Origin of the sequence: Algoriphagus sp., from assembly GCF_030694375.1 — a bacterium.
In the GTDB taxonomy this organism is placed as follows: Bacteria; Bacteroidota; Bacteroidia; order Cytophagales; family Cyclobacteriaceae; genus Algoriphagus.
Genome location: NZ_JAUXYL010000048.1, coordinates 21,933 through 33,001, shown reverse-complemented (window position 1 = coordinate 33,001; position 11,069 = coordinate 21,933). Strand labels below are relative to the sequence as shown.

Here is an 11,069-nt window from a genome sequence, read left to right as displayed (position 1 = left end):
CCGTGGCATTGATATTCCCACATCCCCCGGTCAGTGGAATGCTGTAATTGAATGTCCCTGAAACGGTCGGAGTACCGGAAATCGTGATGGTATTGGCAGCCCAGGTAGCGGTAACTCCGGCAGGAAGTCCATTTGCTCCTGCTACTCCATTATTGGCTATCCCAGTTGCTCCAGTCGTGGTGTGTGTAATATTTGTTAGTGGGGTATTGATGCACCTGACTTGGTTGGGAGCTGAAGAGCTGACAGTGTTATTGGGGATGACAGTTACCGATCCATTTCTGGTGAGACTTATTCCATACCCAGTAGTTACATTGATAGTGTAGGTTCCGCTAGCGGTTGGTATTCCTGAAATTGAAATCGTACCCGTAGTGGCATTATGATTTGATGTTAATCCAGCGGGAAGATTTAAAATGGAAACAGTTGAACTGGGAGGAAGTGAAAATGTAATAGGTGTGACGGCTGTAGTTACGCATACGGATTGATTATCTGTGCCTGTTGCCGATGTCAAAGCAATATATGAGATTCGAATTTGGCCATTTCCCCCAAATCCTCCGACTTGTTCTGTTCCTGAAGCATTACTTCGACGTGCGCCACCCCCACCTCCGCCGGGAGCTGATCCATTTAATCCGGGACCCTGACTACCACTAGTATCGCCACTTCCACCATTTCCTCCATCTGTCGGAGCTGTGGCGCCAGTTGATGTGGTTGCATTCGTTCCATTTGCTGCTCTACCTGCTGAAGATCCACCACCTCCTGTATTTGATCCCGCTGTGGCACCATTTCCGCCGCTAAATTTGACATCCCCAACCCCGGCTGCTGCCGAGCCCCCAGTACCACCGGTGGTTATATTTGTGTCCACAGAATTTCCACCTTTGGCCATTAGCGTGGTATTACTAGAAAACCAAGAATCTTCTCCGGGAAGCGCTGTTAATGAACCAAAACCTACGTAATAATTTATGACCTGCCCCGGGGTTACTGTCAGAACGCTCCGGGAATAGGCTCCTCCACCGCCTCCCCCTGCACTTCCATTGCTTGTTCTAGATCCACCTCTACCTCCGGCCCCCCAGACTTCCACAGTAATTGAGGTGACGCCGGCGGGGACGGTAAATGATCCTGACCCTAGTGGTGTAGTAACGGTCTGTGTCTGCGCCACCCCTACTATTGAACACATCATTAAAGCCCAAAAACCCAGAAGGGCGATTGGCCTTTTCTTGAAAAGATCAATTAGAAGACTGAATAACATGGGTTTATTTTGTTTTCAACAAAATGAATTTTATATACAATAAAGTCTATTTAAAAACACAAACGAATCTTGATATTTTATATTTATCATTTGCCGGTTATAGAATTTAAAGCAATTGAGAAAGTTTTATTTCTCTCAATCTTTATATATCCTTAATTTATTTTTTAAAATCATTTGTTATTTAAAATGCTTTTTAGCGGAATGCCTATAATCCTGATTTTCATTATTTGCTATTTTTTGTATATAAAATGCAATTTGAGTTAATGAAAAGAAGATTATTTGTATTGTGTCCCAAAAAAGCCTTCAAAAATATACTTTACTTACAATTAAACAAATTTTGTTTGCCAATATTTTTGTCTGATTAGCTGTTTTATTTGTACATGGAAAAAAAGAGATCCTATTTTTTCTTGAAAAATTCACTGATTAAGAAAATTGAATTGCTCGAGAATCAAATCCAAGTAAATAAATTCCACTTAAAATTTTGGAAGACATAAAAAGTAAATCTAACCCTCTTACTCCTTTACATTATCTCCCCATCAGTCCCATGGTAAACCCATAGTAATCCCATAGCAGTCCCATAGATACTTAACCTTTCTAACCTACGCTAGATTCAAGTCAAGTCCACAGATTCCATAAAGTCCACATTTTCCACAGATTCCAGCATGGGCTCTTTCTGTATGGCGGAAGGCCTTTCTAATACCAGCCCCCCCTAATCAAGGCTCAATGCCCGACTTCTACCAGCTCAGGCTGCAGCTCCGAGATTATCGGGCGAACGAGACCCCGGAGATCTCAAGTACCGTGTTTTCCCATTGATGAATTAATTTTTGCCAAAAAAATAACCCCGACTTTCCAGCCGGGGTTAGTATTTTATTTTTGAGACAGGAGTTTTATCCGTTCATACTGATCAAAAACTCAGCATTGTCACGGGTACCTTTCATTCGGTTGAGAAGGAATTCCATAGACTCCTGTGAGTTCATATCGCTCATCAGTTTTCTTAGAATCCATACACGCTGCATCTCTTCCTTGTCCATCAGCAAGTCTTCTCGACGGGTGCCTGAACCCAAGACATCAATGGCAGGGTAGATTCTTCTGTTGGCCAACTTACGGTCAAGGGCAAGTTCCATATTGCCGGTTCCTTTGAATTCTTCAAAGATGACCTCATCCATCTTGGAACCCGTTTCTACCAGGGCAGTTGCGATGATGGTCAGTGAACCTCCGTTCTCTACATTTCTTGCCGCACCGAAGAAGCGCTTTGGTTTGTGAAGTGCATTGGCATCCACACCACCGGAAAGGATCTTACCGGAGCTTGGCACCACGGTATTGTGCGCACGGGCGAGACGAGTGATGGAGTCCAAAAGGATCACCACGTCATGACCTACTTCTACCATTCGCTTGGCTTTTTCCAAAACGATGTTGGAAACTTTCACGTGACGGTCGGCAGTTTCATCAAATGTCGAGGAAATCACTTCTGCATTTACCGAGCGAGCCATGTCCGTAACTTCTTCCGGTCGTTCGTCGATCAATAGGATCATCAGGTGAACTTCCGGGTGATTTTTAGTGATCGCATTGGCGATCTGCTGAAGCAATACCGTCTTACCTGTCTTTGGCTGTGCTACGATCATCCCACGCTGACCTTTTCCGATTGGAGCGAAGAGATCAAGAATACGCGTTGAGTACCCGTCTGCTTTAGTAGAAAGGTTTAATCTTTCCTCAGGAAAAAGCGGGGTGAGGTATTCAAATGGAACTCGGTCACGAATTTCATCTGTGGTCTTACCGTTGACAGTTTCGATTTTTAGAAGGGCAAAATATTTTTCGCCTTCTTTAGGTGGACGGATGGAGCCTTTGATATGATCACCGGTTTTCAGTCCAAAAAGTTTCACCTGACTAGGGGAAACATAAATATCATCCGGAGAAGCCAAGTAGTTGTAATCCAATGAGCGGAGGAAACCGTATCCTTCCTGCATCATTTCCAATACACCTTCATTTTCGATCACACCATCAAACTCCCGAGGGCTGACAAATGGTTTTTTGCGGTTGGGATTGTGGACGGTTTCGGCTGCAGGAGCCATGATTTCATCCTGAGATCTGAAATTTTTCCGCTTTGGGAGCTCAATTTCAGTTTCTTGTTTCACATAATTTCCTGAAGGAGACGTAGCGACTTCAGTTGTTTCTGTGGTGTTACCACTGACTTCTACTTCTTCAAATGCTCTTCTTCTTGGCCTGAACGTTTTTGGTTCCTCACCTGCTGGAGCTTCTGTTCGCTCAGGTTGCGGTTCTTTTCTTTCCGGTGCCGGACGCGGTTCTCTCTTTTCAAAGCTTGGTCGCTCTTCCCGCTTTTGTTTCCACTCCGGCTTAGCAGGCTTGGGCTCTGCAGGGATTTCAGACTGAATGGGAGCAGGTTTTTCCGTTTCTGGAGTAGAGGGGATTTCAGTGACGTTTTGTCTTCTGAACTTTGGCTTGAACTCAGCCGCTTCTGCTGCGGGAGGTAAGCTAGGGGCGGGGGACTCGATGGGTTTTTCTGCTTCGGCGGATGGGGTTTCCACGGCAGAAGGCTTTTTCTTGGGGAGGGCCTGCTCTGGGGTGATGGCCTGCTGGTCTAGAATTGCATAGACTAATTCGTCTTTCTTGAGGCTTTTGAAGTTTTTCACTCCTAGCTCCTCTGCAATCTCCTTCAGTTCAGATAAAAGCCTGATTCGGAGTTCTTCTATGTTATACATAAAGAGGGTATGAAATAAATAAGATATTGTAAAATGTGCTATTTGGGAACGTGTCTGATTTTCTGAGCAAAAAAGGTCTGCAGGAAAAGCTCAAGTCAAAGCGGGCTGACTTGTTCATACACGGTGATGACACAATATTAACCGATGCTTTTGGATTTAACAAATTTTTTGTTTGATGTTATAGTTTTTTGAAAGTCAGGTCCTTCACTCCATTACCTGTCTGATCACCGCAAGTGATTTGAAAGCACTGGGATTTTCCATCTGTTGGGCATAGAAGTCGAGTAGGTGATCAAGAAGTTTTCTCCGGATAATTACGGGAATTTTGTGGGCACAATGATACTTTTCTTCCAAAAGGTTTTTCAGGTATTCCAAGGTGAGCGGAAGCTCCTGATTTGTAAAAGGTTGCTTGTCTGATTCCAAAATAAAGCCTTCGGCCTCTTCCGGAGCAATGCCAAGAAATTTCGCCTTTTCGATCAAAAACACCAAGGGGTAATGGGAGAGAAGTGTTTCACCCTGATCCAGAATGACAACGCTTTCGGAAAGAAAATCATAGAGTGATTCATTCTGATAGTTTTCATAAATACTGCGATTGATCACTTCGGTCATGAAAAGGGCGATGCTTGTTCTGGAAAAATCAAACGGAATCCGCTGATGAGCTCGTTGCAGTTTGGCTTCCGAAATTCGCTGCAACCCGGAATTCTCTTTGTTATACACCACTAAGTCCAGTAAAGTCAGTGGTTGATAAAGTGCCATTTTGGAGCCTTTCCCCATGCTTCTTACCCCATTGATCAGGTAAGACTTAAGACCCAGTTCACGGGTGAAAATCTTCACAATAATGCTCGTGTCCTTGTATCGGATCGAACTGAGCACTAATCCTGAAGTTTTACGGATCATTGGATTGAAGGTATAAGATTCGAAATTTGAGATTTGAAATTCAACATTGGGAATCGGACATCGGCCCCTTTCTCCCGTCTCCATTTTTTTAACCACAAAGTACACGGAGTTTTTTAAGGAAGACTTTGGGTTACCTCGTTAAGGACTTTTTGGTTTTTGAGTAGTAGTTGGCTTTTCTCAAGGGCACAGAGGCTAAAAGCTTCGCTTTTCAGGAACACTACTTACTTTTTACTATTTACGACTTACAATTCTTCCCTCCCTCTCCCGTTTGCCTTTTTTACCGCAAAGTACACGGAGTTTTTTAAGGAAGACTTTGGGTTACCTTGTTAAGGACTTTTTGATTTTCCAGTAGTAGATTTTTTTTTCAAGTACACAAAGGCTAGAAGCTTCGCTTTTTTTTGGACCTCTTCACTATTTACCACTTACTATTTACGACTTACAATTCTTACCTCCCTCTCCCGTTTGCCTTTTTTACCGCAAAGAGTACACGGAGTTTTTTAAGGAAGACTTTGGGTTGCCTCGTTAAGGACTTTTTGGTTTTTGAGTAGTAGTTGGCTTTTTTCAAGGGCACAGAGGCAAAAAGCTTCGCTTTTTTTGGACCTCTTCACTATTTACCTCTTACTATTTACGACTTACAATTCTTTCCTCTACTTCCGTCTTCGGTCTCCCGTCTTGACTCTTGATACCAGATACTAGGTTCCGTGCATCGACTCCGCTCGACCTGACCCAACTGTCTGCACACCACTATCCATTAACCATTTCAGCCCACGTTCATTTCTGGCTGCACTCTTAATTTTCCAATCTTTCAATTTTCCAATAAAACTCACCCGACATCGGTCATCCATCACTTCTTATCCTCAAAAAAACATCTGCGACATCTCGCCTCATAGCTTTCCTTTTCTCCAAGTACCACTTTCTCTTTTGCTTCTGAAAGCCTTAAAGAAAAAGCGGCCAAATCCCCGCATTTCATACAGATCGCGTGAACTTTGGTGACATATTCAGCGATTGCCATCAACCTCGGCATGGGTTCAAAGGGCTTTCCTTCAAAATCCATATCCAAACCTGCCATGATCACCCGCTTTCCTTTATTGGCCAGCAACTGCACTACACGGACAATTTCTTCATCGAAAAACTGTGCCTCATCTATTCCCACCACATCACAATCCCCTGCCAACAGTAAAATGTCTCCTGCGAAATTTACCGGAGTGGAACGGATGCTGTTTTCGTTGTGGGACACGACATCCAAGTCATGATAGCGTTTGTCCACAGAGGGTTTGAAGATTTCTACCTTGAGTCGGGCCAATCGCGCCCGATTCAGTCTTCGGATCAATTCTTCTGTTTTCCCGGAAAACATGGAGCCACAAATCACCTCGATCTGTCCCTTTCGATCGGTTTGTCTACGGCTGTTTAGGGAAGGTTCTATAAACATTATTACTTAGTATAATCTATATGAGGGAATTTATTGACATCAGCGACACGGATGATAAGCTCGTCCTTCAGAACTTGACTTTGACAGGAAAGCCGCTCGTTTGATCTGAGTCGATTTTGGCTTCTGTAAACTAGTTCCCGTTCAGTTTCTGGACTTAAATTTTCCATTCCGCGCACCACGATCATTTTACAGGTGGTACAGCGCCCTTTTTTCCCGCAGGCATGCATCCAATCCGTACCGTTTTCATGAATAATTTCGATAACTTTACGATCAGTGTCCTCCGAATAAATACTAAGATTTCTCAGGTTTTCAATGACTATTCGGGGCATTTCTACGTTTGCATTTGAAAACAAGACCTACTCATGACAGTTCAAATTAACAGCAATTATTTAGAAAATTATTCTCGTGAATATGCACAGCTAGTTTGTGAGCGATTTTTCTCAGGCCGACAATTTATTACGGGCCAAGAAATCATTCAGTTGACGAGCAGTACACAGGTCAATTTTTTTATTATCAAACGTCTTTTTGAACTTTGGCAGGAAGAATTAGCCAAGCTGAAAAGCAGCCCTTACTTTGATTACCGGGATATAGGGGTGCATGATGCCTTGACTCAATTTATGAATGTGCTATCCCGCAGGATTAAGGTGGAGCGTTCTAATTTGGAACCAATGGTCAAAACCGCCGTCACTCAGGCTATCCAGGTAGCCACAGATCCAGTGTCCTTCTATCAAAAAGAAATCAACAAAGCGCCTCAGGGAAAGATTAATGATTTTCTCAGGGAAAATAAGAAGTACTACAAATGGCATGATAGGGTGATTCTGTTTTTGATTGACAAAACGGGGTTTGGTCATGATTCGGATTCCTATCTGAGAGCGATTGCCGCCAACTACCAAGTGGTCAAGGATTCTCTGGAATCGGTCAATCTTTTACTGGCCACATTGGGAGATATCAAAGCTTTCGATTCTGACCTGTATTTAGGGGCAGGAGAATATGAATCTGCTTCTGTTCCCAAACCTACCATCAAAGCTGAGACCGCAGACGGATCCTTTTTTGACACGGTAGATAAAAGTGAGCCTGTTCGAGAAGCCACGCTTCCTATCCATGAACCTTTGCCTGAAAAGGAAGTGGCAACATATTTACAGGTAGAAAAAACCACAATCACAAGCAATGGCACCCAACTCAATGCATCGAAGTTGAAAGCACATTTTGCGACCGAGACCTATAAAGGAATGAAAGGGATCATGGGAGAACTTTCTGAAAGTCTTGCACTCAATCAGCGGTTTATGTTTACCAAAGAGCTTTTTGACGGAAATGCTGACTTGCTCCGACATGCCCTTAAGGCGATTGATGAAGCAGGATCTTTTGATTCCGCAGTTGACCTAATCAACACAAGGTTTGTGTCAGAGTTGGGCTGGGAAACGGAATCGGACGCGGTGCGGGAATTTATGCAGCTGGTCTACAGAAAACATTCAGATTAAACCTAAAAAAAGGAGCGGTTGAGGCCGCTCCTTTTTTTTAGATTGATGCCATCTTCCCAATTGCCTTGCTGCAAAACTCGCCCGGTTTGTGTCTCCGCATATCGAACTCAGGATTATCCCAATCTCCCCAATTGAGTTGCTCTGGACGAGTCCATTTTGATAAAAATGAACAACAGCACAGTAAATGACCAAAGTGAGGATCCTCCGTAGCTGAAAAAAGGCAGTGGAATCCCCACCACAGGAAATAAGCCAATAGTCATTGCGATATTGATCATAAAGTGGAAAAGTAAGATGGAGACCACGCAATAGCCATAAATTCTGGTAAATCTAGTCTTTTGTCGTTCGGCCATAATGATTAGGCGATACAAGAGTCCGGTGAAAAGACTGATCACCACCAAGCTTCCTATCCATCCAAATTCTTCACCAAGTGTGCAAAAGATAAAATCTGTATGTTGCTCCGGAACAAAATCAAATTTTGTCTGGGTTCCTTCCAAATAACCTTTCCCTAATAATCCACCTGATCCGATTGCAATCTTGGATTGAGTCACGTTCCAGCCTACACCCAATGGATCCAAATTGGGGTTGAAGAGTACCATGATTCGATTTTGCTGATGTGGAGGGAGTTTGGACACCACAAAATCCAAGGAATAGATGTAGGCGATCAATCCCAATCCGATCAGGGAGAAAGCTAAAATTCGCTGCCAGGTCCTTTTTCCAAGAAAAATTAAAATAAGGGTAATTGCTATAACTGCTCCAGCTAAGTACAGATTGTTTTCCACTCCCAAAGCCAATAGGGTGACTGCTATCATCCCGAAGCCCAAGACAAAATAACTGGAAGGAAGTCCTTCGCGATAAAACATCAGCAACATGGCAAAATATACCATAGCGGTACCTGTGTCAGGTTGCAGGATAATCAGGATCACAGGGAGCAAAAGAACCCCGAAGGCAATCAGCTGATAGTTCTTTTTCGAAAGGTCAAAAGTCGGCCGCTCCATGACTTTTGCCAAAGCGAGCGCCGTGGCAAACTTCGCAAATTCCCCTGGCTGAATACGGAAGCTTCCAAAGCCAATGGAGAGCGTTTGCCCATTTACTTCCTTTCCCACGAATGGAGTGAGAATGAGGAGAACCATAAATATCAGGTAAATAACCAAAGATAGATTCTCAAAAAACCGGGAGTCTGCCACCATGATGATGGTAATCAACACAATGGCTGTCCCAATCCAAACTAACTGGATACCCGAATTGATGGAAACATCAAAAATGCTTTTTTCAACTTGGCTATCATACACAGCGGCATAAATATTAAACCAGCCAATGGTCACCAGTGCGAAATAAATCGACACCGTGATCCAGTCTACCCGGTTGATTTGTATGTCAGCTTCCCGCATCAGTAGATAAAGTTTCCGGCTAAAACATAGTCCTGAAGCGCAGGACGTGTGATGGTACCTTTCAGATATTTTTCAATCATCAGCGAGGCGGTACTTGCAGCTGCTCTTCCACCCCATCCGGCATTTTCCACATACACTACTATGGCAATCTTTGGATTGTCCTTCGGCGCAAAAGCAATGAAAACCGAGTGATCCTCACCATGCGGATTTTGAGCGGTTCCTGTTTTGCCTGCAATGACCAAATCTTTCAGCACCGCACGGTTTGCTGTACCATAGAGAGCCTCAGCCATTGCATCCTGAATGAGATCAAAATGTTTGGCATCTATGCCTACTTCATTTTTGATCTGATATCGCGCAGGAATCAAGGTAGGATCACCGTCTATTTCTTTGATTAGGTGAGGGGTGTAATAAAAGCCTTTATTTGCAAAAATAGCCGCAAGATTTGCCATCTGTAGCGGAGTGACCAGCATTTCTCCCTGACCAATAGAAAGCGAGTAAATGGTCGAATACTTCCAGCGGCCTACTCCATACACCCGGTCATATAGCTTACTCGATGGAATGGAGCCTCCTTTTTCATTGGTCATGTCTACTCCGAGCGTTCCTCCGAGTCCAAATTTCATCACACTTTCTCTCCATTCATCAAGTCCGATCTGTGTGTCTTTGAAGGTGTTGCTGGAGACTTCCCGATTGATAATCTGACGAAATGCCTGATGGTAGTATGGATTGCAGGAGTTTCGGATGGCCCCAAAGAGATTGACAGGGTTTGGGTGATTGTGACAGGCCACCAGGGATCTGTTGCAGGCGAAAGTGGTTTCGGGAAACAAGATGCCTTTTTGTAAACCGACCAAACTTTGCACAATTTTGAAAATGGATCCCGGAGGGTATGTCGCCATAATCGGTCGGTTGAAAAGGGGCTTGATCGGATCATTGTTTAGCTTCCGGTAGTTTTTCGAAAAGTCAGCTCCCGTCAAGTTGTTAGGATCATAAAATGGAGCTGAGATCATCGCCAAGATTTCTCCTGTTCCGGGTTCAATAGCCACCACAGACCCAGTTTTACCGGCCATCAACATTTCGCCATAGAGTTGAAGATCCATGTCGATAGTGGAGGTGATGTTCTTTCCGGCAACGGATGCCGTATCGTACTCCCCATCCTTGAAGGGGCCTTTGTCCACACCACGGACATTGACCATTTTGTATTTGACCCCTTTTTTTCCTCGGAGTTCGTTTTCGTAATACCGCTCCATGCCGCTCAATCCCACATAGTCACCCTGTGAATAGTATTTCAGGGTATCCCGCTCGAGTTGCGTAGAACTGATTTCACCGATGTAACCCAAGGCATGGCCTGCAGTGGCATTCGGATAAGACCGGACGGCACGGGTCATGATGAATAGTCCCGGATAGTCAACCAAAAAATCCTGAATTCTGGCAAAATCTCTCGTGGAGATTTGCTTGATGAATGTGGATGGCTTTACTGAGGAATATTTTCTTGCCGATGTGTATGATTCGATCAGTTGCTCTTTGGAAATTTTGAAAAGTTCGCAAAAACGTGTGGTGTCGCCTACTTTAAATTCCTTGGGCACAATCATGACATCAAAGATCGGATTGTTGAAGACCAAAAGCTTCCCGTTTCGGTCGTAGACGAGTCCACGGTAGGGATGGTCCACGATTCGCTGTATAGCGTTGCTTTCAGCCCGTTTCATAAAGCTGTCATCCACGACTTGAATCATGAAAAGCCTGATAAGCAGGATTATGCTCACCAGAAAAATAAAGATGAGTATGACTACAGGTCTTTGATCTTTCATCTGTTTACTTTTTGTTTTTTATCGGTCAGATGGAATCTCACATCGCCGATAACCATCCCAGTTTGTGTCGCCTTCGACATGCTCGATTTCATGTGACTATAATTGTTTTTCAAAGACC

Annotated in this window: 8 protein-coding genes; 1 reads left to right on the top strand and 7 read right to left on the bottom strand. The window is 43.9% G+C overall.

The window, feature by feature from the left end; all coding sequences use genetic code 11:
* The 5 genes from Q8M62_RS20135 to Q8M62_RS20115 form a co-directional block, all read right to left on the bottom strand.
* A partial coding sequence (locus tag Q8M62_RS20135; protein ID WP_370690543.1) for a glycine-rich domain-containing protein occupies positions 1–1,243 on the bottom strand: 1,243 nt, incomplete at its 3' end.
* Positions 1,244–2,130: 887 nt separating this feature from the next.
* Entirely contained in the window at positions 2,131–3,960 is a 1,830-nt protein-coding gene (gene rho / locus Q8M62_RS20130; protein WP_304900422.1) for a transcription termination factor Rho, read from the bottom strand.
* Between the two features lie 204 nt (positions 3,961–4,164).
* Positions 4,165–4,854 (bottom strand): DNA repair protein RecO, encoded by a 690-nt coding sequence (gene recO, locus Q8M62_RS20125; RefSeq protein ID WP_304900423.1) that lies wholly within the window; start codon positions 4,852–4,854, stop codon positions 4,165–4,167.
* Positions 4,855–5,698: 844 nt separating this feature from the next.
* On the bottom strand, positions 5,699–6,283 hold the full coding sequence (locus Q8M62_RS20120; protein ID WP_304900424.1) for a thymidine kinase: 585 nt from the start codon (positions 6,281–6,283) through the stop codon (positions 5,699–5,701).
* A 2-nt stretch (positions 6,284–6,285) separates the two neighbouring features.
* Positions 6,286–6,612 carry a 2Fe-2S iron-sulfur cluster-binding protein gene (locus Q8M62_RS20115; RefSeq protein ID WP_304900425.1) on the bottom strand — a complete coding sequence of 109 codons (327 nt, stop codon included), beginning with the start codon at positions 6,610–6,612 and terminating at the stop codon, positions 6,286–6,288.
* A gap of 33 nt (positions 6,613–6,645) precedes the next feature.
* Here Q8M62_RS20115 and Q8M62_RS20110 point away from each other — a divergent pair, with 33 nt between their 5' ends.
* A complete protein-coding gene (locus Q8M62_RS20110) occupies positions 6,646–7,761 on the top strand; it encodes a hypothetical protein (RefSeq protein WP_304900426.1) in 1,116 nt (371 codons plus the stop codon).
* 113 nt (positions 7,762–7,874) lie between these two features.
* On the opposite strand, the gene rodA is transcribed toward Q8M62_RS20110, so the two are convergent.
* Both rodA and mrdA read right to left on the bottom strand, forming a co-directional pair.
* Positions 7,875–9,149 carry a rod shape-determining protein RodA gene (rodA, locus tag Q8M62_RS20105; RefSeq protein WP_304900427.1) on the bottom strand — a complete coding sequence of 425 codons (1,275 nt, stop codon included), beginning with the start codon at positions 9,147–9,149 and terminating at the stop codon, positions 7,875–7,877.
* The gene (gene mrdA / locus Q8M62_RS20100; protein WP_304900428.1) at positions 9,149–10,951 is read right to left on the bottom strand and encodes a penicillin-binding protein 2; all 1,803 of its coding nucleotides are present in this window, start codon (positions 10,949–10,951) and stop codon (positions 9,149–9,151) included. The genes rodA and mrdA overlap by 1 nt, the downstream gene beginning before the upstream one ends.
* Between the last annotated feature and the right edge of the window lie 118 nt (positions 10,952–11,069).

What these genes read in the sequence shown, in the direction of transcription:
- rho (WP_304900422.1), bottom strand. Translation starts at nt 3,960, where the DNA reads ATGTATAACATAGAAGAACTCCGAATCAGGCTTTTATCTGAACTGAAG.
- recO (WP_304900423.1), bottom strand. Translation starts at nt 4,854, where the DNA reads ATGATCCGTAAAACTTCAGGATTAGTGCTCAGTTCGATCCGATACAAG.
- Q8M62_RS20120 (WP_304900424.1), bottom strand. Translation starts at nt 6,283, where the DNA reads ATGTTTATAGAACCTTCCCTAAACAGCCGTAGACAAACCGATCGAAAG.
- Q8M62_RS20115 (WP_304900425.1), bottom strand. Translation starts at nt 6,612, where the DNA reads ATGCCCCGAATAGTCATTGAAAACCTGAGAAATCTTAGTATTTATTCG.
- Q8M62_RS20110 (WP_304900426.1), top strand. Translation starts at nt 6,646, where the DNA reads ATGACAGTTCAAATTAACAGCAATTATTTAGAAAATTATTCTCGTGAA.
- rodA (WP_304900427.1), bottom strand. Translation starts at nt 9,149, where the DNA reads ATGCGGGAAGCTGACATACAAATCAACCGGGTAGACTGGATCACGGTG.
- mrdA (WP_304900428.1), bottom strand. Translation starts at nt 10,951, where the DNA reads ATGAAAGATCAAAGACCTGTAGTCATACTCATCTTTATTTTTCTGGTG.